Source organism: Dyella humi (genome assembly GCF_044904605.1).
Taxonomy (GTDB): domain Bacteria; phylum Pseudomonadota; class Gammaproteobacteria; order Xanthomonadales; family Rhodanobacteraceae; genus Dyella_B; species Dyella_B humi.
In genome coordinates this window covers 153,466-178,007 of the sequence record NZ_JADIKI010000022.1, presented here as the reverse complement: position 1 = coordinate 178,007, position 24,542 = coordinate 153,466, and the positions used below count along the sequence as shown (strand labels likewise).

The window sequence follows — 24,542 nt, the reverse complement described above, 5'->3', positions numbered from 1 at the left end:
ACCGCTCCATCCGCAATTTATTGAGCCCCCCGCCGCGAATTGGTTAAGCTCCACGAGATTCACGCGCCTCGTAAGAGGTGACTTACGGGGACTTTCTTGAGCGCCAGATCCACCCAACCCAAATCCGGGCTATCGATCATCACTGCCATTCTGCTGGCACTCGTGGTCGCTGCGTTGAACATCGGCCTGTGGTGGTGGGGCAACCGCCCGCACGGTCCGGAGGACTGGCACGGACAGATCAACGGCTTCGCGGTGTCGCTGTTCCAGCGCTACCAGAATCCGTTCACGCAGAGTTTCCCCAGCGATGACGAGATCGACGGCGACCTGAAGCTGCTGCGCCAGTACACCGGCCGTATCCGCACTTACTCCATGCAGGAGAATCCGCAGGTATACCGCCTGGCCCAGAAAGAGGGGCTGAAGGTGATGGCCAGCGCGCAGATCGACACCCGCCTGGACAACAACGAGAAGGAGCTGGAGGCGCTGATCGCCATGTCGCGGCGCTATCCGGACACCATCGAGCGCGTGCTGGTAGGCAACGAGGTGCTGTTCCGCAACGACCTGCCCGTCGACAAAATGATCACCTATCTCGATCGGGCGCGGGCGCATATCCGCCAGCCGGTGTCGATCGCCGAGCCGGACTACATCTGGCTGAAGTATCCGGAACTGGCCGATCACGTGGATTACATCACCATCCACCTGTTCCCGTTTTGGAACGGCGTGGCCGTGACTCCCGAGCAAATCCTGGGCGAGGACCAGGGCGCCGTCCGACAGGCCGAAGCCGCCTATCTGCAAATCAAGGAGCGATTCCCCAACAAGCACATAGTAGTGGGCGAAGTGGGCTGGCCCTCCAACGGTGACCGCCGCGAACGCGCCTATCCGTCTATCTCCAACGAAGCTATCTTCGATCGCCAGTGGCTGATCTGGGCCAAGCACAACAACGTCGACTACTACTTGTTTGAAGCCTTCGACCAGCCATGGAAGGAAGGTCTGGGCGAAGGACGCACCGGTTCCTACTGGGGCGTGTTCAATGCTGATCGCCAGCCAAAGTTCCCCTTCATTGGGCCGGTTACCGAAGACACTGGCTGGCCGTGGAAAGCACTGGCCGCAAGCCTGCTGGCGCTGCTGCCGATGATCTGGTTCAGCGTGCGCTTCAGCCGCTTCAAGTTGATGGGCCGGCTGTTCTTCGACGTGCTGATCCAGCTCGCCTGCGGGCTGATCGTGTGGTCGGTGACGCTGCCGTTCAATTTCTACCTGAGCTGGGTGGACTGGAGCATGCTGGTGCTGCTGTTCCCCGCGCAGGTGGCGATCCTCGCCATTATGCTGATCAACGGCTTCGAATTCGCCGAAGTGCTATGGCGGCGTACATGGATCCGCCACGCCAATTTGCTGCCGCCCGATCCGCCTGAGAAGCAGCCGTTCGTCTCCATCCACCTGGCCTGCTACAACGAACCGCCGGAGATGGTGATCATCACGCTCGATTCGCTCGCCGCGCTTGAGTATGAAAACTTCGAAGTGCTGGTGATCGACAACAACACCAAGGATCCGGCGATCTGGAAACCGGTGCAGGAATACTGCGAGAAGCTGGGTCCGCACTTCCGCTTCTTCCATCTGGAACCATGGCCGGGCTTCAAGGCCGGCGCACTGAACTTCGGCTTGAAGGAAACCAGTCCACGCGCCGACGTGGTGGCTGTCATCGACGCGGACTACGTGGTCCGTGCTGACTGGCTGAAGTCACTCGCCGGTTACTTCCACGATCCGAAGGTGGCCGTGGTGCAATGTCCGCAGGCGCATCGCGACTTCGAGCACAACCGCTTCCGCCGCATGACCGCGTGGGAGTACGACGGCTTCTTCCGCATCGGCATGCACCATCGCAACGAGCGCAACGCCATCATCCAGCACGGCACTATGACGATGGTGCGCCGCTCGGCGCTGGAAGGCACCGGCGGCTGGTCGGAGTGGACCATCTGTGAAGATGCCGAGCTAGGGCTGCGCCTGATGCATGCCGGCTATGAGCTGGTCTATGTCGACGAGCTGATGGGCAAGGGCCTCACTCCTGCCGATTTCAAGGCGTACAAGAGCCAGCGCTACCGCTGGGCCTTCGGCGCGATGCAGATCCTGAAAGGCCGCTGGAACTGGATGACCAAAAAGGGCCCGCTCAGCGGCGGCCAACGCTTCCACTTCCTCACCGGCTGGTTCAGCTGGTTCGCCGACGCATTGCACCTGATCTTCACGCTGATGGCGATCTTCTGGACCGCTGGCATGGTGGGCCTGCCGCAGATATTCAGCCTGCCGATGCAGTTGTTCCTGATTCCTGTCATTGGCTTCTTCTTCGCCAAGGCGATCTTCGGCGTCGTGCTTTATCGCGCACGTGTGCCCTGCGGGTGGTACGACACCATCATGGCCTCGCTCGCTAGCATGAGCCTGAGCCACGCCATCGCGCGCGGCATCCTGCATGGCCTTACGCGCGAGAAGACCTCGTTCGTGGTCACCGCCAAGAGCCGTCGACTGGGCGGCAGCAATTTCGCCGCCTTCACGCCGGTGCGCGAGGAAATGCTGATGTTCCTGGCGCTGGCGCTATGCGTAATCGGCATGGCGAAGAGCTCGGCCGCGCACTTCACCGAAGGGCAGCTGTGGATGTTCATCCTGACCGCACAGTCGATTCCGTACGTTTCAGCGCTGATCGGTGCATGGATTGCGCACCGGTCCGGCGATAAGGCGGGTTGACTTGTAGGCTGGGGCGCAAGCCCCAGCATCGCGATGTGTGCGTGCATGGCAGTGCTGGGGTTTGGGCCCCAGCCTATGTACAACAACGGCACGCATCGCACCGCAAAATAGGAACACCCTTAATGCACGGTGCACACCGGCATCGCTAAGCTTCACTTGCGATGCCCCGCCGAGGATGGAACCCTAACGCATGCGCCGGATTCGCCGCTGCCTATACCTGCTCCCGCTGCTGCTTGTTCCCGCGCTTAGCCGCGCCGGGGTACAGCTCGTCGTGGATGGCGTGGACGATCCGCTCAAAGCCGCCGTCGTTGCGGGTGTGAGTATTTCCCAATACGCCGCGCGCGACGTAAGTGAAGCGCAGGTGCGCCGTCTCTACGAACGTGCCGACACCGAAGTCGGCACTGCGTTGAGGCCATACGGCTATTACGACGCACACGCCACCGGCAAGCTCGAACAGGTCGGCAAGGATTGGCATATCACCTTGCACGTGGTTCCCGGCGAGCCGGTCAAGGTCACGTCGGTGGACATCCAGCTCGATCCTGATGCTGCCGCACTGAAGCCGATCCGTACCGCACGCCGTGGCATCGACAAACTCAAAGGCCAGCGCCTGGACGATGCCGCCTATGATGCCGCGCGCGACGCCTTGAACAATGCGTTGACGGCCAACGGCTATCTCGATGCGCGCCTGACCGTGCATCGTGTCGAGGTGAATCGCGGCGAACGCAGCGCAGCCATCCACTTGGCCTGGAACGTGGGACGGCGTTACCGCTACGGGCACGTGCATTTCGAAGGTTCGCAGTTCCAACCGGCGTTTCTCGATCGCTACGTTCCATTCAAGCCCGGTGATTATTTCGACCAGAACCAGTTGCTCAGTTTGCAGCAGGCATTGAACGGCGCCGACTATTTTTCCGCCGTGAACGTGATACCCGAAACCGACCAGGCGAAAGACGGCGTGGTCGACATCAAGGTACAACTGGCGCCGGCAAAGCGAAGGATCTACACCAGCGGCCTGTTCGTGGGCACGGATACCGGCGTGGGCATACGCGGCGGCGTGGAATATCGCTGGGTGAATCGCTACGGGCACAAGTGGAAGAACGACATCGTGCTGGCGCAACGGCTGAAGACGGTGTCCAGCCAATACAGCATTCCGCTGCCAGGCGAGAACCAGCGCAGCCTCAACTTCGGCGCCAACTACCGCGACGCGAATACCGTCACCTCGCAGTCGCGCACCTTGGAACTGGTGGTTAACGAGAGCGAGCTCTGGCATGAATGGGTGCGCACGGTAGGCATGCATGCGTTGACCGGCACCTTCAGCGTGGGCAAGCGCCCGGACGAACCGGAAAGCACGCCCGGCGTGGAGCATGGTCGCAGCACGCTGATCTACGCGGAAGGTTCGCTGAGCCGTAAAGTGGCGGACAACCTCGACTTCGTCCGCCGCGGCTGGTCGCTGAGCTTCGACGCGCGCAGTACCGCGGGCGATCTGTTTTCTACCGCCCGCTTCAGCGAAATCACTGCAGATGCCAAATGGATCCGCGCGTTCACGCGGCGCGACAGACTGATCCTGCGCGGCAGCCTCGGTCATGTATGGACCAGTGACTTCAGCGCCCTGCCCCCACAACTGCGCTTCTTCGCCGGCGGCGACCAGTCGATTCGCGGCTATACCTTCCAAGCGGTCGGCCCACAGAACAGCTACGGCCGCGTGATCGGCGGCAACAGCCTGATGATCGCCAGCGCCACGGTAGAGCACTACTTCACGCCGCGCTGGGGCATCGCCACCTTCGTCGATGCCGGCAACGCCTTCGACGGTACCAACGTTCATCCCAAGATCGGCACGGGCGTCGGTGTACGCTGGCGCTCGCCAGTCGGCCTGATTCGCGTGGACCTAGGCACGCCCATCAACGATGCGCAACATCGCGGGGTGGAACTGCACCTGGTGATCGGGCCGGATCTGTGAGGAAGCGATGAACACGACACCGCCCCCTGCCCGTCCTCGCCGTCGTTGGCTTCGCGCCATCGCTATCGGTGTGCTTGTTTTCATCATCCTCCTGGCCAGCGGCCTCGGCTGGCTGCTTTGCACTGGTGCAGGCCTGCGCTTTGCCTTGGCGCAAGCGCAAAGCCTTACGCATGGAGCACTGCAAGCGCAGCAAGCGGAAGGACGGCTCATCGGTCCGATCGATATCGCGCTGTTGCGCTACGACGATGGCAAAGGCACCAAGGTCGCCATCACTCGCACGCACCTGGAGTGGAACCTCGCCTCCCTGCTCTACAAGCGCCTGCACGTTATCGATCTTCGTGTAGAACGCGGGGATGTGGCGCTGCCGGCGTCGCAGGAATCCTCTTCTTCCAGCACCTTCTCACTGCAACCGCCGATCGAGATGACGCTGGATCGCGTGCACGTCGGCCCCGTGACGATCGCCGAGCAAGGCAAGCGGTTGTTCGCTTCCGACCAGCTCGATCTCTCCGGCCGTTGGACAAACAGCGGCGTCGAGGTGAACACCTTGGCGCTGCGTGCGCCGGATGGCCATGTCGATCTCAGCGGACAGCTTGGTATGGGCCGGCGCTATCGCGGCAAGGGGCACGCAGAGATCGTGTGGAAAGTAGATGACGTCGACTATGCCGGTACGCTCAACGCGCAGAGCGATGGCCGCAACGTGCAGTTGAAGCTAGACCTTGCGCAGCCGATGACTGCGCATCTGCAGCTCGACATGGATCAACGCACGAACAACGCGTGGACTGCCAAACTCGACGCGCCTGCATTCGATCCCAAGCCGCTGCTCGGCAGCAGCTCCCTCACGAAGCTGGGTGTGAGCCTGCAAGGCAACGGCGATCGTCAGGGTGGAACGCTTGCCGGCAGGATCGATCTCAACCAATACCAACTGCTTCTGCAGCCCTTGCAAGCGAGTCTCGACAAGGACTTCAAGACGCTCACCTTGCAGCAATTGCAGCTCGCCTCGCCGCAGTTGAAAGGTCAGGTGAATGCTGCCGGTACGGTGAATCTCGATGCGCATCCGCTAAGCGCCGACCTTGCCATCGACTGGAAGAACGCGGAACTGCCGGCCGATCTCGTCGGACAGGTGCTCGACAGCCAGGGCCATCTGGCCGCCAAGGGCAGCGCGAATGCCTATCACGCCGAAGGTGACGTGACGATCGGGCCGCCCGGCAAGCCGGCCAAGCTCGCCTTGAATCTGGACGGCACGCCGCAGCAGATCCAGTTGCATACGCTGAGCCTGCTGCAACCGCAAGGCAATTTCACTGCGAACGGTACGCTGACACTTCAGCCCGATCTCGCCTGGCAACTGCAGGCAACGGCCAATAAGTTCGACCCGGGTCTGCTCTTCGCAGGCTGGCAAGGTTCGCTCGATGCTGATTTCGGCACGCAAGGAAAGCTCACCAAGAACAAGCCCGACGTCACGCTCGATCTGCGCAAGCTGGAAGGACAATTGCGCCAGCGTCACCTGCGCGGTACGGGACGACTGCATCTGTCGCCCAATCACGTGGTGGACGGCACGTTGGAACTCGCCTCAGGCAGCAGCAGCAGCAAACTACTCGCGCAACCAGGCAGCAGCAACGATGCAAACATCACCCTGGCGATCGCTTCATTAAACGATTGGCTACCGCAGGGCAGCGGCGCGTTGAACGGCCAATTTCGCGTGCATGGCAACTATCCGGCGCTGGCCGTCAACGGCACGCTGCAAGGCATATCGCTGGCATGGGACAAGCAGACCCTCCAAAGTCTGCGTCTGCAAGCCGACATACCAGACATCAGCCATCCGGGCGGCAAGCTGGAACTCGACGCCACAGGCGCCGATCTGGGCGGACTGGCTTTCAAGCAGATCCGACTCAACAGCCAAGGCACATCGGCGCAACATCAGCTCGCACTCGATGCACAAGGCCAGCCACTCTCCGTGTCGCTCGCACTCAACGGCTCGCTGAAAGCACAGAACTGGAACGGCACGCTTTCCTCGGCCACGCTGGATATGCAAGGTCTACCACGCTGGCATCTGCAGCAAGCGACGCAACTGGGCTGGAACGACGGCAACGCGAGTGTTGGCGATCTATGCCTTACCGCGGGCGAGCCCTTGCTATGTATCACTGGGAAATTGGACAAGGTCGGCAACCTAGACGCTGGCTACCGCCTGCGCGACGTGCCGCTGGCGCTGGTCGTCAACGCTGCCGGGGTCAGTGACATGCCGGTAAGCGCCGACGGCATGCTGGAAGGCGACGGAAAAATCCATCGCACCACCGCAGGCGTGTTTACTGGCAACGCCTCAATTACTTCGCCACAAGGACGCATCACGTACAACGAACATCCCGATCAACCGCTGCTCACCTACAAGGATCTTGCGCTGAATGCCAATCTGGCGCCTGACAATCAGCAGGCCACCGTGCATGCCGCCCTCAACGGCAATGGACGTCTGGACGGCCAGATCGCCGTCACGGGATCGCAACAGGCACTCAGCGGCCAAGTCGGCCTACACCTGGACGACCTCGCCTTCATCAGCCTGTTCACAGATGAGCTGGCCAATGTGAAAGGCCGCATCAACGGGGACTTCCGCCTTGGTGGCACGCTGACGGAACCAGCTGTTACCGGTCAGGCCGGCATCGACGGCTTTGCGGCGGAAGTGCCCGATGCGGGCTTGAAACTCACCGACGGCCGGCTAGTCGCAAACACTACCGACGCCAAACAATTGCGCATCGATGGCAGCGTGCAATCGGGCAAAGGCACGCTTGCTATCAACGGCACGGCTGGGCTCGATGCACAAACGCCCACCGCTATCACGCTGAAAGGCAACGAAGTCACTGTTATCGATATTCCGGCGGCGAAGGTCGCGCTGACGCCGGATCTGCTCGTGCGCCACGACGCGCAGGGCATCCAGGCCACCGGTTCGGTGCGATTGGATAGCGCCGACGTGAATCTCGACAAGCTGCCAGGCAGCGGCGTCAACAAGGCATCGTCCGACGTAGTAGTGGTGGACGAACCGCAACCGGCCGCCGGCAGCGGCTCCACGCCGATCAATGCGTCCATCAAGGTCGATCTCGGCTCGCGTGCGCATCTGGTCGGGATGGGGTTGGATGGACGGCTGAGCGGCGTGCTCACCGTGGACGAACGCCCAGGCCGCGCTACCACCGGCCAGGGGCAAATCACCGTCAACGGTACGTACAAGGCTTACGGCCAGAACCTGCAGATCCAGCAAGGTCAGCTACTGTTCGCCAGCACGCCGATCGACAATCCCGGCCTCAACATCAAGGCGATCCGCAGCCTGCAACCCAACGCCACCGTCAGCGAAGGCCAACAAGTAGGTTTGCAGATCACCGGCACCGCGCAGCGGCCCGTACTCACGGTGTTCTCCAACCCGGTGATGGATCAATCGGACGCGCTTTCCTATCTGATTACCGGCAAGCCGCTGTCGCAGGTGAGCAGTGGCGGCGAAAGCAACATGGTGAACGCCGCAGCGCAGGCGCTCGGTTCGGCTACCGGCAACCTGCTGGCGAAGAGCATCGGTAGCAAACTCGGCATCGAGGATATCGGCGTGAGCAGCAGCGATGCCTTGAACGGCAGCTCCGCCTTCACCGTCGGCAAATACCTTTCGCCGCGACTTTATCTGAGCTATGGCATCGGTTTGTTCGAGCCGGGCCAGGTGATCACTTTGCGTTATCGCCTGAGCCGGCGCTGGAGTTTCGAGGCGCAGAACGCTACTGACTTCAATCGCGCCAGCGTTAACTACCGTATCGAGAAATAAACCCCGTAGCCGGTAGGCTGGGATGACAATCCCGGCATCCGTCAAACCTCGAGAAAGCTGGGATTAGCATCCCAGCCTACACATACGCAACGTTTTACAGCTCGTACCGCTGCTCGAGTTCGAAGCGGCTTTCTACCGGCGACGCGATCACGTTCTGCTGTACGCAGCCTGGGAAGATGTTGGCGCTCTCGCCTGCGTGGTTGTCAGCGTTGTACAGGTACGGCGTGTGCGACCAGCAGCGGTAGCCAAGATCCTTGATAGCCTGCACTTCCGCTTCCACCTGCTCGATGCCGGAAAGACGGTAATAGAGGATCGGCCGGTGCTTGCGGATGGTTTCAGCCGCACCCAGCAGCAAGTCGATCAAGCTACCTGGCACGTTGATCTTGAGCATATGCAAGCTGTCCAGTTCCAAGCTGTCGATCGTGGCGGTGGTGACCGTTTCATCCTGCTCACCATCCGACAATACGCTTCCGGGGAGCGAGGACAGCGGCACCTGCGCAACAGCGCGACCCAGCCAGCGCGAATGCGTGTACACATTGGTTAGCTGATTGATGGCGACATTCGCGCAAAGCTGTTGAAACGGCAGACGTCGCGGCTCGGCGACATGCACCGCACCTTCTTCACCCACAGCCTGCGCGAACCAAAGCGTGTGCGCACCGTATTCGCCGCCGAACTCCAGCACGCTTTGTCCGTCCTGGATTAATCCGCTAAGCAGGTTGAGTTCCTGCTCGGCCCACTCGCCATAGCGCTGCAGCGAGCGTGCCACCGGACCCTTCGGCGCGATGGACGCCATCATGCCGTAGCGCGTTGTCCACAGGCGCGATGGCGACTCGGTTTTTTTCTTTTGCGTGTTCATGATGAAGCCTCTCGTAAGTGATGAAATAAGAATTGGAACTAGCGCATGGCGCTTGCGATGCTGAGCTGCCGCATCGTCTGCTGCCGGACCACAAGCTGCTCCGGCAGAGTAGAAACCGTCTCCCACTGCAGGCAGGCTTCCTGCCAGGTGGCGAGCAGCGCAGGCGTTGCGTGGCCGCTGCGCCAGGCGCTTTCGCAAAGCTCGCAGGCGTGGGCAAAGTCAGAGCTGCGCAGATAGGTCTGCGCCATGCGTTGCAAGGTGTCCGGATGCTGCACATGCAAGGCTTCCAGCCGCGCGACCAGGTTCATGGCGACATTGCTTTGCACACCTGTGCCCGGCAGGCTCTCGTACGCCCATTGCACAGCCAGCCGGCATTGCAGGCTTTCCGTACGCAAACGTGGTTCGCCTTCGGCCATGAACGCGTACATCAAGGCGTACGAATAGACTTCCTTCGCTTGTTCGGGCGGCAATACGTTGCCGCGGGCCAGCGCCGTAATGGCAATCGCCAGTGCGTTGTCTGCGTTTGGTACGCGTTCGTATAGCGCATCAACCAAAGCCTGTGCGGTATCCAGGCTGTTCAAGCGCGCGCCGCCTTCCTCAATCGTCGCGCGCTGGCGAAGAATCTCGGCACGGCACCGCTGAGCGGCGTCGGTGCTGGTCGGCAGTTCACTCAAGCGCAGGCAGATCGCCTCTGCCTCGGCATATCGCGCGAGTGCGGCGTCGCCGAACTGGCATTGCGCCCAGAACATCAGCACGTCGACCCAGGCGAACAGCAGCGGCGGCTCGCCTTGTGCAAGCTGCGGCGCGTACTGCGATTGCATGGCACGCAGCGACAGAAGACGTGCGGCGCCCTTCTGTCGCTTGGCCCGGCGCAGGTCGATATCGATACCCCGCGCCTGCCACGTTGCACTCCGCTCGTGGTCGGCGGTCATGCTCAGTTCGATCCATTCCTCGGCTTCCGCGTAGAGCGCTTCGGCGTCGCGGTTGTTTACGTCATCGGCACGCAGCAGCAGCGTACTGACCAGCAGCCACGGCAACATCAGTTCTTGCGCATCGGGTAGGGCCTGCCGCAACGTACTTTCCCATGCTTGCAGCACTTCGCTCGGCGCCGATTCGCCGGTCGTGCAGATCACCTCTGGCAAATCGCTACCGCGCTCGATCAGCAACCCGGGAATATCGCTGGATTCGTGCAGCGCGAAGCTTTCCAACTGATCGAACAGCTGGGACAGCGGGTGATCGCTGAGCGCGAGCGTCGGTATGGGCAGATCTTCACTTTGCTCGTGGAAGTGCACTTCTTCCGCGACTTCCGCAGCGGCAGCCAGCGACGAATCGCTTGCTTCCTGCGCAGACAGCGACACGGGAAGGAAGTCGACTGGCGAGAGCACGTCCCAATGTTCGCGGCCTTCGTATTCGGCCGGCTGATAGGACCATTCCAGCAACGAAAACGGTATCGGTCCGGTTGCAGCATCTGCCGTCACAGACAGCGCGTCGCCATCGACTGTGAGCGCTACGGGCTCTGGCGTCACCGATACGTCGTGTTCCAGCACAGTTGAAGGTGCGGCTTGAACGTCTTTTTGCTCCCATGCCTTATCATCAGAGTCCGCTATTTCACGACCTACCGTCATACGCCGCTGACGATAACGAGCCAGGCCGAAACCTACGCCGCCGCCGGCGATCAAGGCGGAGATCGCAAGAAGCCATGCCCACGGAAAAGCAGATGCGTCGCTTTCGTCAGAAGCAATCGCTTTAGCAATTGGAGTGGAGGGCGCCGAAGCATCGCTCTTGTCTACATGATCATCATCGGATGCCGGCGCACCATCCGCGGACAGAAAAACCGAAGCATCACCTACGACACGCTCGGTGGATGGCACAAGGCGCCTTTTGCTGCCATCGCTGGAAGTTGCATCTGCTATGGGTGCGGCAGGCTTCGCACGGTCTTGCACCATCTCCGTCAGTGAAAATGTGGCGGCCTTCTGCGCATCCTGCGTTTCTTTATGTGCAATTGACGCATTCGCGTTCGACTCGCCCACCGCTATCGCAACACTTTCGGAAGCAGTCGTTCGTGCTTGCAGCGCTGTCTTATCCGACGCGCGATAACTGCACGCAACCAGGCCCATACACATCAGCATCAACGCACCGACACGGCGCATATCCCGATTGACCGCACGCCCAGCGCAAAACGGAAAGGCGGCGGCCTTGGTCAACATGCGTTTTGCATTGTTTTCCGAAGTCATCATCGCCGTTCCCGGGAAGCCCCACTTGGTTACGAATCATCGTGGCGCAGGCAGACTGACTGCGCCGCTTCATTCACCGGCGTGCGGGTACTAACGGATGCTGGAAGACATGCATGCCTTCCATGGCGTGACATACGAAATCCCATCGTGCAGATCGCCGCCCCGCTCGTTCACTCCCGCCCGAAACCGGCTACGCAAGCCGTGTCGCCCGAAGCAGACGTCACTGCGTTGCTTCGGGCCGTTCGACAGTAGGATTGTTTCGTGAAGAGGCAGACGAAGGGATAGGAGAAATACGAAAGTACCTGTTGCGCAGGCCTTTCGTTGGCGACATCAAGAGATGTTGAATGCGCGAAAGTCATCCGCTTCGCGCATGTTCTACAACGAGGTCACTCAATGCATGGCGGCAGCTTGCTCACCTGTTGACGCCTGCGACGTACGCAAAAACACCGCGCCGGCCAGCGCACCAAGTATCGCGAAACAGGCGCCCACCAAGAAAGCCAGCTGATAACCCGAGGTCAACGCCAATGTCTGCGTACCACTTGCTGCTGCGACGACCTGTGTGCGCGCCGCGGCCAGACTTGCCAACACAGCCAGCCCCAGCGAACCGCCCATCATGAACGCGGTATTCACGACACCCGACGCCAGGCCCGATTCCGAAGGTCCTACATCGCTCATCGCCGCCAGCAATACCGGATTGAAAGCGACGCCCGCGCCCACGCCGAGCAACACCATACCAGGCAGGATATCGGTCAGAAAATGACCGTGTTCGGATGCATGCGAAAAAAACAGCAAGCCGCACGCCGCCAGCGCGAGACCGACCACCAGCGGTCGGCGGATGCCGAATCGCATCACCAATTTGGCCGAGAGCCCTAGCGAAAACACCGCCATGATCAGGTTGGCAGGCAAGAACGCGAGACCCACTTCCATCGGCCCATAACCAAGCACGAGTTGCATATACAACGCAGATAGGAAAAACCAGGCGAACATCGCCGCCGCCCACAACACGCCGACAATGTTGGACACCACCAGATTGCGCAGACGGAACAGTCGCAGAGGCATCAGCGGCACATGCACGCGCGCTTCCAGCCATAAGAAGACCATCAGCAAGACCAGCGCGATCGCCAATTGCCCCAGTGTTCGCGGCGACAACCAACCAACATGGTTGCCGTTGACGATGGCGTACACCGCCAGCATCAGCGCGCTGGTCACGGTGACTGCACCCCACACATCCAGATGCTTCGATGCAGAGGTTCCCGACGCCGCCGGCAATAAGCGCAGCGAAGCCACCACCACGCCGATGCCGATGGGAAGATTCACGAGAAATACCCAGTGCCAGCTCAGGCTACTGGTCAACAAGCCGCCAAGCATCGCGCCGATGCTGCCACCGCCGGCGCACACGAAACCGTACACACCCATCGCCTTGGCGCGATCCTGCGGGTCCGTGAACAAATCCATGATCAGCGACAGCGCCACCGCCGTCACCACAGCGCCGCCAAGCCCTTGTATGGCGCGCGCTACCACCAGCGCCATCTGCGTAGAAGAAAGGCCGCAAGCAAGCGAAGCCAGCGTGAATGCGCCGATGCCGATCAGAAACAAACGTCGATGCCCATACAGATCGCCCAGCCTGCCGCCCAGCAGCAGAAAGCCGCCATACGTGAGCAGATACGCGTTCACCACCCAGGCAAGCGTGATGTCGGCGAACTTCAGGTCCACTTTGATCGACGGCAAAGCCACGTTAACGATGGTGGTATCCAGCACGATCATCAGCACGCCCAGGCAGAGCACGACCAACGCCATCCAGCGGCGGTCTGGATGCATCGAAATGTGAGCGGGCTGTCGTTCTGACGCGTGATGCATGATTGAGTGTCCTTGAATCGCAAGGGTTTGCTGTGTGAAAACGAACGAACCAGCAAACTGGAAATCGACAGTCTACCCCCATCGAAAGAAATTGCCGTCCAGTGGTCATGATGCTGCGCTGCGGTTTGACACCCCGAATTTAGATCGATCAAATCCGGGACTTGGCGTGGCGCCGCGTCACCCGCATGCACTCCCATAGGGGTAATCCAATGCCAGGTTTCACCGTTCGCTCCTCCTTCCGGCAGAAGCTGCTTTTCTTCGCGCTCGCCTGCTGCGCCACCGTCGTCAGCGCCGGAGGGAACGACACGTTCTACACATCCTTCGAAACCGGCGAACCGGCACCGCTCGCCCGCTCGAACACCGCTGCCTTCAGCATCGCGATCGACGGCGGCCCTTCGGCGGACGACGCGTATACCACCAAGCCCGGCGTCGGCTTCACCGGCCTGCACTCGCTGCGCTATGAAGGCCAGACGGGCGGCAGGCAGGAAGCGACGATGTTCGACGTGGATCTGCCGGTGCAGGCGACTACGCAACTTTCCTATCTGCTGTTTCCCTGCATCACGGCAAACGATCTGGCCGATCCTTCCACCTATGTCGCCGTCGACCTGGTGTTCGACGATGGCACGCGCCTTTCTACCGGTAGCGCACAGGATCAGCATCGCATTCGTGCGAATGCACACGCGCTGGGCGCGAGCCGCACGGTTTACGTGAATCAGTGGAACCGACTTACGATCGACGTGGGCAAGGTCGCTGCCGGCCGACGCATTCGCCATGTAGTGCTGGTGCACGAAGGGCCGGCCGGGAAGTTTCAGGGTTTCCTCGACGATCTTCGCATCGGGCCCTCGCCGGCACTTGTCGCAAACGAACGTCCGAGCGACGACGTGAATATCCTGCGCGGCACCAACTCCGGTTACATCTTCTCGCGCGGCAACAATGTTCCGGCCGTCACGCTGCCGCATGGCTTCAACTTCTGGGCACCAGTAACCGATGCCGGCTCGGACTGGATGTATCAATATCAGCGGCGCAACGATGCCGATAATCGTCCGCGCCTCGAAGCGTTCTCGCTTTCGCACGAGCCCAGCCCGTGGATGGGCGATCGACAGACGTTCCAGATGATGCCCGCGGCGCTCGCCAGCGGCGCACCGAGTGCAAACCGCGAGAAGCGCGCGCTGAGTTTCAGCCACACCAACGAAGTGGCGCACGCGCACTATTACAAGGTGACGTTCGACAACGGCATCGTCGGCGAGATCACGCCGACCGATCACGCCGCGGCGCTCCGCTTCACCTTCCCGGGCCAGCGTGGACAACTTGTATTCGACAATCGCACGGATGAGGGAAGCATCACGCTCGATCCCGCGCATCGCAGCTTCAGCGGCTACTCCGACGTCAAGAGCACGCTCTCCACCGGCGCCACGCGGCTATTCTTCTACGCCACCGTCGATCAGCCGGTGGCCGAAAGCGGACGGCTTACTGGCGAAGGCCGCGATCAGGTCACGGCGTGGTTCGGCTTTAATACGTCGAAAACGAAAAGCGTGAACGTGCGCATCGCCACGTCGCTGATCAGCCTGGACCAGGCCAAGCACAACCTGGAGCTGGAAATCGCGCCGCAGGAAAGCTTCGATGACGTGCGCGAACGTGCACAGAACACATGGGACAAACAGCTCGGCATCGTGCAAGTGCAAGGCGCCAGCCACGGCGAACTCGTTACGCTGTATTCCAATCTCTATCGCCTGCTCATGTATCCCAACTCGGCGTATGAGAACACCGGTACGACCAACGACCCGGTGTATCGCTATGCCAGTCCCTTCTCCCTCGCCGTAGGCGAGAACACGCCTACGCATACCGGCGCGCGTATCGTCGATGGCAAGGTGTTCGTCAACAACGGTTTCTGGGATACCTATCGCACAGCATGGCCGGCCTACGTACTGCTGATGCCGCAGCAAGCGGGCGCGATGATCGACGGCTTCGTGCAGGAATATCGCGACGGCGGCTGGATTGCGCGCTGGTCGTCGCCGGGCTACGCGGATCTGATGGTTGGTACCAGCGCCGACGTCGCCTTCGCCGATGCGTGGCTGAAAGGTGTACACAACTTCGACGTGCAATCGTTCTATCAGGCGGCATTGAAGGACGCGACGGTAGTGAGCCCGCTGAAAGGCACCGGCCGCAAGGGCTTGCAACGTTCGATCTTCCACGGCTACACCGATTACGCGATCAAGGAAGGTTTTTCCTGGTCGATGGATGGGTATATCGCCGATTTCGCGATCGGCAACCTGGCCAGCGCGCTGGCAGCACAGCATGATGCGCAGGATCCGTATCAGGCGCACTACGCGGAAGATGCCGACTACTTCCACGATCGCGCGTTGGATTACGCGAATCTGTTCAACCCCAACATCGGCTTCTTCGTCGCCCGCGATGCGCAAGGCCGCTGGCGCTATACGAAACAGAATTTCGATCCGCTGCGCTGGGGCGACGACTACACCGAAACAGATGCGTGGAACATGACCTTCCACGCACCGCAGGATGGCGCCGGCCTTGCCGCGCTGTATGGCGGGCGCGCGGCACTCGGCGCGAAGCTGGATCAGTTCTTCGCCACGCCTGGCGTCTACCACGTGGGCGGTTACGGCGAACCGATCCACGAAATGCGCGAAGCGCAGGCCGTGCGCATGGGCCAGTACGGCCACAGCAACCAGCCTTCGCATCACATCATCTACATGTACGACTACGCTGGCGAACCGTGGAAGGCGCAGGACAAGGTGCGCGATGTGCTATCGCGCCTATACCTGGGCAGCGAGATCGGCCAGGGTTACGTGGGCGACGAGGACAACGGCGAAATGTCTGGCTGGTGGCTGTTCAGCGCCGCCGGTTTCTATCCGCTGCGCATGGGCACACCCGAATACGTCATCGGCGCGCCCTACTTCCCGCACATGGACATCGCGCTGGAGAACGGCAAGCACATCGTGATCAACGCCCCCGAGGTAAGCGACGTCAACCGCTACGTGCAAAGCCTGCGTGTGAACGGTCAGCCGTGGAACAAGCTCAGCTTGCCGCATGAGCTGCTTGCCCAGGGCGCGACGCTGGATTTCGTGATGGGGCCGAAGCCCTCCACGTGGGGCAGCGATGAGCAGGCATTACCGCCTTCGCTTACGACCGCAGGCAAGCCTTCGCCAATGCACGATCTGGTCGGCATCGGCCAAGGCGAGCCCGCCAGCGATCCGGCCATGCCCGATCTCAAGGCTTTGTTCGATCACACCAGTGATACCGAGGCACAGTTGCCCGGTTCGCATCCCATGGTGAGCTGGCATTTCCCGCAGCCACGTGCGGTGGCGATGTATACGCTTACCTCCGCCAAGCAGGCATTGGCGCCGTCGAACTGGACGCTGGAAGCCTCCGATGATGGGCAACATTGGGCGGTGCTGGATACCCGCAAGAACGAACAGTTCCCCTGGGCGCGGCAGACACGTGCGTTCGGCATTCGTCAGCCCGATGTGCATGCGTACTATCGGCTTCGGTTCGATAACAATGCGCCGAAGGCGCTGGCAGAGATTGCATTGTTGGGACACTGACGTTCCAGCGTAGCCGTCGCTTACGTAAGGCCGAAACGAAGCCTCGAGCAACCCCTCCCCCTGCTTGCAGGGGGAGGCTGGGAGGGGGTGAACACTTGCGGGGAAGTCTGAGGCTAGTACTCACCCCACCCCAGCCCTCCCCTGCAAGCAGGGGAGGGAGCAGACCATCGCAATCGTGCAGATGCGTAGAGCAACCAGCTAGCCCGAAAGTCATGCTCACAAGCCCGCCCGAGCGGGCTATGTTGGGGAACTTCTCCCCACATAAAAAGGTGATCGCCATGCAGCGATTCAGATGGATTCTCACCGCCGCCGTTTTAAGTAGCACCACGGCCATGGCAGCCTCGCCCGCCGCGATGGACGAAGCGGTGACAACAAAAGCCAGCCGCACGGATATCGGCATCGATTTGAAGGGCATCGATCACGCGGTGAAGCCCGGCGACAACTTCTTCGACTACGCCAACGGCAACTGGGTGAAGACGACGCAGATTCCGCCCGATCGCTCCAGCACCGGTACGTTCCTGCAGGTGTACCAGTTGGCCGAGAAGCAGACCTCCCAATTGATCCGCAATGTGGCACAAGGCCATGCCGCATCCGGCTCCAACGAGCGCAAGATCGCCGACTACTACGCTGCTTACATGGACGAGGCCAACATCGAAAAACGCGGCCTCGCTTCGCTAAAGCCGGAGTTCGAACGCATCGATGCCATCAAGACTCGCGACGATCTCGCCAGCGTACTCGGCAGCGAGATGCGTGCCGACGTCGATCCGATTAACGCCACCAACTTCCACACCGCGAATGTGTTCGGCCTGTTCGTCACGCAAGGCCTGGAAGATCCATCGCACAACTTGGCCTACCTGCTGCAGGGCGGCATCGCGATGCCCAGCCGCGACTACTACCTGTCGCAGGATGCGCAAATGGCTGCAGCCCGCGCCAAGTACGAAACCTACGTGACATCGCTGCTGAAGCTTGCCGGCACGCCGGATGCCGAAGCACAGGCCAAGGCCATCATCGCGCTGGAAACAAAAATCGCACAGGCGCAGGAAAGCCTGGTCGACAGCCAGGAGGTGCATAAGGCCAACAACGTCTGGAGCATGGCTGACTTTGCACAGAAGGCGCCGGGCTTGAACTGGAACGCCTATTTCAAGGCTGCCGGCCTTGATGGTCAGCAGCAGATCGACGTATGGCAACCTTCCGCCACCACCGACATCGCCAAGCTGGTGGGTAGCGAGCCAATCGAAAGCTGGAAGCAACTGCTGCGCTATCACGCATTGGACAAGGCCGCGCCGCTGCTGCCCAAGGCCTATGCGGACCTCAGCTTCAATTTCTACGGTACTACGCTGCAGGGCACTCCCAAGCAACAAGACCGCTGGAAGCGTGCGGTGAACGCCACCAACACCGACCTCGGCGATGCGGTGGGCCAGCTCTACGTGAAGCATTACTTCCCTGCGTCTTCGAAGGCGAAAGTGGAAGCGCTGGTGAAGAACATCGTGGCCGCCTTCGACCAACGCCTCGATACGCTGGCGTGGATGACGCCAGCCACGCGCGCCAAGGCCAAGGAAAAGATCGCCACGCTGCGCGTGAGCGTGGGCTATCCGGATACCTGGCGCGATTACAGCTCACTGGATATCCGCACCGACGACCCGCTCGGTAACCACGAAGGCGCCGAGGCCTTGGAATACAAGCACCAGCTCGCCAAGCTCAGCCAGCCGGTGGATAAGGGCGAATGGTGGATGACGCCGCAAACGGTCAACGCCGTCAACCTGCCGCTGCAGAATGCGCTCAACTTCCCGGCCGCGATCCTGCAGCCGCCGTTCTTTGATCCGCATGCGGATGCCGCTACCAACTACGGCGCGATCGGCGCGATCATCGGCCATGAAATTAGCCATAGCTTCGACAACACCGGCGCCGATTTCGATGCGCAGGGCAAGATGGAAAACTGGTGGACGTCCGAAGATGCCGCCCACTTCCAAGCCGCCACGCAAAAGCTGGTCAAGCAATACGATCAATACGAAGCCCTACCCGGTCTGCACGTGAATGGTCAGCAGACCCTTGGCGAAAACATCGCGGATGTATCCGGCCTCACCGCGGCTTATGCGGCTTATCACGCCTCGCTCGACGGCAAGCCTGCGCCGGTAATCGACGGCCTCAGCGGCGACCAGCGCTTCTTCATGGCCTTTGGCCAAGCCTGGCGCTCCAAGATCCGCGATGCGGCACAACGCCAGCGGCTTGCCACCGACGTCCACGCTCCAGCAGAATTTCGCGCCTTGACCGTCCGCAATATCGACGGCTGGTACCAGGCCTTCGACGTGAAGCCCGGCGAGAAGCTTTACCTGGCGCCCGATGAGCGCGTGAAGATCTGGTAAACATCGAAGCGAGTAGGAAAACCGAGAAAAGCCGCACTCTTTCGAGTGCGGCTTTTTTTGTCGAGCAAAATACGCTCAAGGAATTTTCTGCAAACCTACCGAAAAGCACACAGAACGAGGACCTGTCAATACGAAATACGCCGTCTTTTCCGTAGTACGCGTCTTGTTACATTGCAGTCGCAGGGGAAATTCTCCACCACCAACGTAAAGGACGCGCATCATGTTCCGCATCACCAGTCGCTTTGTTCGTCAAACCATCGCCGCATTCGCCTTAACTGTTGGTCTGTCGACCATCTCCTTTGCGCAGACCACCACAAGCAGCACGACAACGACCACATCGACGACAGCACAGACAAACAGCGTCGAGGCCCTAATCGGAACCTGCTCCTACTGCACCGGTGGCGGAAGAGTCAATCAGTAATTCAGCTTACCCATAAGGGAGGGGTGAAGGCCGTAGTGCTTTCCCTCACTCTTTGGGCGCCATCGAACAGTAAGGCTGTCACTCGCACTTTATCCCTTCCTTCTCGAATGCGTAACTCACCATCGAATAGTTGAATGAGATTCCGCAATTCCTGGAAATCGAGCGCGTGTGCACCCAATTTTGGCGCCACGCGCTCGCGCTCTTGTGCAAGGCAAACATTACGTGCGATAGCCAGCTTGCTCAGCCCTCCATCGATACGCAGCATGACCCATGGATGACCATGCGTCATGCCTTCGCGCATGACTACGTCGACGCTAGCGCATGCCAAATCCGAACTCATCGATGCCACGGCAGCGCAAACGCTACGATAAATGGCGACTTGTATGCTCGGCGAAAGAGCGTTGGAACGCTGCCCTTTTGTCCTAAAGCGATACAACAGGCCAGCCTCATTCAGCACGCGCCCCACGGAATCGCGCAGCGCCGCTTGCATTCCACCTAAGCGCCAGGCGCTGGGATGCATGCTTTCCGCCAAATGGTATATCCGTCTCTGAAGCAGACCTGCTTGCTTGTCGTAAATGCTTCTTTCTGTGTCCGTTGCAACATGCCGCAATTTCTCCGACACGTTCAACTGCTCTACTTCCAGCACACTCAGCACGCATTCCAGTGCCCGCGAAGCCTGTTTCAAATGACGATCACCAAAATTCAAACTACTTTTGGCGGCTTGCTTTGTTTGCTGCACATACGTCATGACTTGCTCTTTCTGCTGACGTCGCGATGAGACGTGCGCACCAAGCGCACAGAGACAAGTTACCGTAATGACCACATAACTCTGCACCTGCAGCATTTCTCCGTCAGGTTTGCAGGCAAAAAGCATACAGACACACGTCACAACGAACGTACTTCCGAGCAATGAAGCACGCCATCCGTGCTTAAGTGTGAGCCATGCAATAGGTAATAGCATCGCTGCACGCGCCACCTCCCCAAGGTCACCCTGATCAACATAACTTAGCGCGGAAAGGGCTCCCATTGACGGCAGCACGATGGCGAAAATGTCGCGTGACATGTGATTGGCAAGCAATTGCTTCAGCTTGAAACGCCACTGCCCCCGCCATTGCTCCAGTCTTGCCAGAAGCGCCCATGGCAAGATGGTAACCATGCCCAAATAGTTGCCAAGAAAATACATGACCGTACCTAGCGCAGGAGCCGCCGCATTCTCATGATGTGACGGGCTGGCTGTCAGATACAGCAGATAGCTCATAAACGCCCAAGCCATCGACAACAACAACAGGCATTGCAGCAGGGCGCCTATGTTGACCAAACGGCGTGATGGAAACAGGGCCAGACGATGACGACACCACCAGACTATCGGCATTCCCACGGTAATCGGTGGCATGGATGCAAGCAGCATCCAAATCCATCCGAAGTCCATGCCTTCTTGATAGTTCCAGTAGGCCAATGGGAGAACTTCTCCCAGCACTAAAGCAGGCCAGAAGCGATACGGCATCAAGAGAAGACATGCAACACGAAGTCCCGACGTAAGCGTCCACTGCGCATCGGAAAATGGACGCACCACGAAATAAGCAAGCGCGTAACCGGCTGCGACGAGGATATGCGTCAGCCACCGACGTCCTCTCAATCCCTCTCCCACTTCCTGAACCCTCCTGCAAAGTAGCCGCAACCCGATATCCCTTGATACGCAAAGCAGCCAATCAGCCAACTGCCTATAAAGGCGCGGAATGACGAAAAACTACGGCATAGCCAAGGCAAACCCTATAAGGGATCGCTGAATATGCATGAAGGCATTTCCACTAATTAAGATTAGTCAGAGATAACGGCGAAGTAAGTGTACGAAGCGAGCAGCAACGACCTAGCCCGCTTGCAGACGCAAGCGGCTTCAGCGTTCGTATACGGACAATGCGCAAACTAGATGGCGAGTGACAATCGTCGCTGGCGTGAAGTTAGATCTGCGCTCAGCGCAGCCGCATCGATGGCTCAGGCAATACCCAGCCCTTCAATACCCACGATCGCTTGCTCGTCAAACTCTGCCAGCGCAGCGAAGTGTCGCCCACGTTCGGCGTAATCATGGAATTGATCGAAACTCGGCGCGCCGGGCGACAGCAGCACCGTACCACCCGGCGGGGTGATGATGCGTGCCATCTCGACAGCATCCGACAACTTGTCGACATCGCCCATGGGCACCTCGGACTTGGAGACGCGCAAGGCGGCGGCGATGCGCGGGCCGTTGGCGCCCTGTGTCACGATGCGCAAGGCTGTGCGCGATTTGACCGCATCGACGAAGGGTGTCCAATCCAATCCGCGATCATGCCCGCCGACGATCACCGTGACTTCCCGATCGTGCAGGCTCTCCAGCGCCGCAAGCGTCGCCTGCGGTGTGGTGCTGATGGAATCGTTGATCCATTGCAGGCTGTCGCGCTCACCAAGCGTTTGCAGGCGATGCGGCAATGGACGAAATGTAGCCAGCCCCGGTGCCGCCGCCGTCGCATCGATGCCCATCGCTTCCAGCGCGGCGAGCGCAGCGCAAGCATTGAAGGCGTTGTGCAGGCCAGGAACGGAAAGGCGTTGCAACGAAAACACGTCAGCCGTGCCGCGACGGATGAATCCCTCCGCCACATGCCAACCTTCCGTATGCCCGAATAATAGGCGATGCGCGTGATGGGACGTTTTTTCCAGCAGCGTGGGTTGTTGGGCGTTCACCAGCAAATGGCGAGCTGCGTCAGCGAGTTTGAGCTTGTCAGCCACGTAACGCTCGCGCGAGCCGTGCCAATCGAGATGCTCCTCGTAGAGGCTGGTGATCACACCCAGTTCCAATGACCCTGCTTCGCCAGTCTGGAAGCTGGACAATTCGATTGCCCATAGTTCGGCCTGGCCATCGAGCAGCTCAAGCAACGGCAGGCCAATATTGCCGGCCAGCGCGGTGCGCACGCCCAACATCCGTGCGAGATGCGCGATCAATGCCGTGGTTGTGCTTTTGCCTTTGGTACCAGTCACCGCAACGACGCGCGCCTGCGGATGCTCAGCAAACCATAGCGCGGTGCCTGAGGTGAAACGCGTACCCTGCGCTTGCGCAGTAAGAATCACGGGCTTGTAGGCGGAAATGCCCGGCGATTTCACCACAACGTCATAAGCGCTGAGCGCCACGGCGTCAGGTTCGTTCGGGTAGACGTTCAGTGCCGCATCGAATACCTGCGCTTCCACTGCTTCGGATGCGTTGCAATAGAGCGCGAGCGTCAAATCCGGCAGACGCTGGCGAATCGCGCGAATGGCTGCGCGCCCTTCGCGTCCAAAACCCCAGATCGCTACGCGCTGCCCGGTCAGTTCGGCGATGCGCATGTCAACCGATCGCCGCCAGCGCCGCTTGCAGGCGCGCCGGTACGCGATGTTCGCCGGATGGCTGCAACCAAGGCTCCGGCGCGAGCTGCGAAGCATCGAGCTGCGGCAGGATTTCGCTACGGAAACGTGCGACAAGCGCGTCTTCCTGCCACTCCGGACGCTGGCTCAACGTGTACATCGCCGCGCGCGCTTCAGCGCCTTCGCCCACGCATTCGAACGGTTTGTGATCACGATATTCGAGCAGCGCATCGAAACCGGCTGCCTGCGATTCATCATCAAGCAAATTGCGGCCGAAGATGGCGAGCAGGCGCGGCTTGGGCAGGAACGGCGCCAGCGCGAGAAATACGAAATGGCACTTCGGGCATTGTCCACACCAGCGATCGGCGGGCTTTGGCCCCAGAATCTTGAAGTTGCGGTTGCAACTGGAGAAAACGTCGAAGTACTGCGTGTGTTTCGCAAACGCACGTGTGATCGCAAGTTCCGAATACGGCCGCAGCAAGGAACAATAGTCCAGATCCGCTGCAACATGCGTATGCAGCCAATCACTGAGCATGCGCTCGAACGCGTAACCCTTGCTCCACTGGTGATTCACCTGCTGCCCTTCGTATTCCAGCGTGGCGGCTGATGCGGAGCGCTCATTGGCGAAGGCGATGCTGTCAAAGCCGTACAGCACGGCGGCCACGGCAAGAATCGCCGAGTTCACCGCCGTCACTGGAATATGGCCGTTCCAAGCACCAAGCCGGTTCAATTCGAACAGCTCGGGCGCGAGTTCGCGCTGGATGTTGAGCGTCGGCAAGCCAGTGCGTTCAGCGCAGGCGGCGATCAACGGCGAATTGCCCACCCACACCGCGGTCGCCTCACCGCTGATCTGCTTGATCGCTTCGGCAGCGACCAGGGAGTCTTTGCCGCCACCGATCGGAACGAGGGTGCGCTTGGGAAGATGCAACGCGGACGCCTCCACTTTACCCGGCGGCTCGCCGGATCGCGGGAAGGCGATACGCCCGCGCAGGTCCAGACCGTTGCGATAGGCGAATTCGGCCAGACCATGTAGGTACAGCGCATCGAGCAGATCCGCCGTTGCGTCGTCGAGTGGACCGTCGGCTACTTCGATCTTCGGCGGCACGCCCGCCTTGTAGTAACTGACGCCCGCGATGTAGTGCAGCAGCTTCAGTGCGGCATCGAACGCATGCTTGCGCTCCGGCGTCAGCGCGGGCGGCGCAGGAAAACGCACCCGCTCGATCAATTCCTCACCCTGGTCGAAGGCATAGACCAGCTCGGCCACGCCGTCGGCATAGCTGCGGCGTACGAAGTGGAAGACCTGGGTCAGGCGGGGTTGGATCGGGTGGGTCACTCAGAAAGCTCCGGCTTTGTTTCTAACACTTCGCGAGGTTCACCCCTCACCCCAACCCTCTCCCCCGGAAGGGAGAGGGTG

Annotated in this window: 12 protein-coding genes; 6 read left to right on the top strand and 6 right to left on the bottom strand. The window is 60.4% G+C overall.

Annotation, left to right across the window (positions count from 1 at the left end):
* The first annotated feature begins 96 nt into the window (after positions 1-96).
* From ISP18_RS05675 to ISP18_RS05665, 3 genes are all read left to right on the top strand, one after another.
* Complete coding sequence (locus tag ISP18_RS05675) at positions 97-2,724, top strand: glycosyltransferase family 2 protein (RefSeq protein WP_380007860.1); 2,628 nt, start codon at positions 97-99, stop codon at positions 2,722-2,724.
* Between the two features lie 190 nt (positions 2,725-2,914).
* Positions 2,915-4,678: an autotransporter assembly complex protein TamA gene (locus ISP18_RS05670; RefSeq protein WP_380007857.1), complete on the top strand. Its 1,764-nt coding sequence runs from the start codon at positions 2,915-2,917 to the stop codon at positions 4,676-4,678.
* A 7-nt stretch (positions 4,679-4,685) separates the two neighbouring features.
* On the top strand, positions 4,686-8,465 hold the full coding sequence (locus ISP18_RS05665) for a translocation/assembly module TamB domain-containing protein (protein ID WP_380007854.1): 3,780 nt from the start codon (positions 4,686-4,688) through the stop codon (positions 8,463-8,465).
* A 94-nt stretch (positions 8,466-8,559) separates the two neighbouring features.
* Here ISP18_RS05665 and ISP18_RS05660 read toward each other — a convergent pair whose 3' ends face one another.
* The 3 genes from ISP18_RS05660 to ISP18_RS05650 all read right to left on the bottom strand — a co-directional run bounded on the left by ISP18_RS05660 (position 8,560) and on the right by ISP18_RS05650 (position 13,412).
* Positions 8,560-9,321 (bottom strand): FkbM family methyltransferase, encoded by a 762-nt coding sequence (locus tag ISP18_RS05660; protein ID WP_380007851.1) that lies wholly within the window; start codon positions 9,319-9,321, stop codon positions 8,560-8,562.
* Between the two features lie 38 nt (positions 9,322-9,359).
* Entirely contained in the window at positions 9,360-11,558 is a 2,199-nt protein-coding gene (locus ISP18_RS05655) for a hypothetical protein (RefSeq protein ID WP_380007848.1), read from the bottom strand.
* Positions 11,559-11,945: 387 nt separating this feature from the next.
* Positions 11,946-13,412 carry a DHA2 family efflux MFS transporter permease subunit gene (locus ISP18_RS05650; RefSeq protein WP_380007845.1) on the bottom strand — a complete coding sequence of 489 codons (1,467 nt, stop codon included), beginning with the start codon at positions 13,410-13,412 and terminating at the stop codon, positions 11,946-11,948.
* A 209-nt stretch (positions 13,413-13,621) separates the two neighbouring features.
* On the opposite strand from ISP18_RS05650, the gene ISP18_RS05645 reads away from it, so the two are divergent.
* The 3 genes from ISP18_RS05645 to ISP18_RS05635 all read left to right on the top strand — a co-directional run bounded on the left by ISP18_RS05645 (position 13,622) and on the right by ISP18_RS05635 (position 19,759).
* A complete protein-coding gene (locus tag ISP18_RS05645) occupies positions 13,622-16,975 on the top strand; it encodes a GH92 family glycosyl hydrolase (protein ID WP_380007842.1) in 3,354 nt (1,117 codons plus the stop codon).
* A 278-nt stretch (positions 16,976-17,253) separates the two neighbouring features.
* Positions 17,254-19,338 (top strand): M13 family metallopeptidase, encoded by a 2,085-nt coding sequence (locus ISP18_RS05640; RefSeq protein ID WP_380007839.1) that lies wholly within the window; start codon positions 17,254-17,256, stop codon positions 19,336-19,338.
* A 220-nt stretch (positions 19,339-19,558) separates the two neighbouring features.
* Entirely contained in the window at positions 19,559-19,759 is a 201-nt protein-coding gene (locus ISP18_RS05635; protein WP_380007836.1) for a hypothetical protein, read from the top strand.
* A 1-nt stretch (position 19,760) separates the two neighbouring features.
* Here the strand turns inward: ISP18_RS05635 and ISP18_RS05630 are convergent, their stop codons facing one another.
* The 3 genes from ISP18_RS05630 to murL form a co-directional block, all read right to left on the bottom strand.
* Entirely contained in the window at positions 19,761-21,407 is a 1,647-nt protein-coding gene (locus ISP18_RS05630; protein WP_380007833.1) for an MASE1 domain-containing protein, read from the bottom strand.
* A gap of 344 nt (positions 21,408-21,751) precedes the next feature.
* On the bottom strand, positions 21,752-23,110 hold the full coding sequence (gene murD, locus ISP18_RS05625; RefSeq protein WP_380007830.1) for a UDP-N-acetylmuramoyl-L-alanine--D-glutamate ligase: 1,359 nt from the start codon (positions 23,108-23,110) through the stop codon (positions 21,752-21,754).
* A 1-nt stretch (position 23,111) separates the two neighbouring features.
* Positions 23,112-24,461, bottom strand: a complete 1,350-nt coding sequence (gene murL / locus ISP18_RS05620) for a UDP-N-acetyl-alpha-D-muramoyl-L-alanyl-L-glutamate epimerase (protein WP_380007827.1) — start codon at positions 24,459-24,461, stop codon at positions 23,112-23,114.
* Between the last annotated feature and the right edge of the window lie 81 nt (positions 24,462-24,542).

Excerpts from the sequence above, each read along its gene's own strand:
- ISP18_RS05645 (WP_380007842.1), top strand. The coding sequence starts at position 13,622 with ATGCCAGGTTTCACCGTTCGCTCCTCCTTCCGGCAGAAGCTGCTTTTC.
- ISP18_RS05665 (WP_380007854.1), top strand. The coding sequence starts at position 4,686 with ATGAACACGACACCGCCCCCTGCCCGTCCTCGCCGTCGTTGGCTTCGC.
- ISP18_RS05655 (WP_380007848.1), bottom strand. The coding sequence starts at position 11,558 with ATGATGACTTCGGAAAACAATGCAAAACGCATGTTGACCAAGGCCGCC.
- ISP18_RS05660 (WP_380007851.1), bottom strand. The coding sequence starts at position 9,321 with ATGAACACGCAAAAGAAAAAAACCGAGTCGCCATCGCGCCTGTGGACA.
- ISP18_RS05640 (WP_380007839.1), top strand. The coding sequence starts at position 17,254 with ATGCAGCGATTCAGATGGATTCTCACCGCCGCCGTTTTAAGTAGCACC.
- murD (WP_380007830.1), bottom strand. The coding sequence starts at position 23,110 with ATGCGCATCGCCGAACTGACCGGGCAGCGCGTAGCGATCTGGGGTTTT.
- ISP18_RS05650 (WP_380007845.1), bottom strand. The coding sequence starts at position 13,412 with ATGCATCACGCGTCAGAACGACAGCCCGCTCACATTTCGATGCATCCA.
- ISP18_RS05635 (WP_380007836.1), top strand. The coding sequence starts at position 19,559 with ATGTTCCGCATCACCAGTCGCTTTGTTCGTCAAACCATCGCCGCATTC.
- ISP18_RS05670 (WP_380007857.1), top strand. The coding sequence starts at position 2,915 with ATGCGCCGGATTCGCCGCTGCCTATACCTGCTCCCGCTGCTGCTTGTT.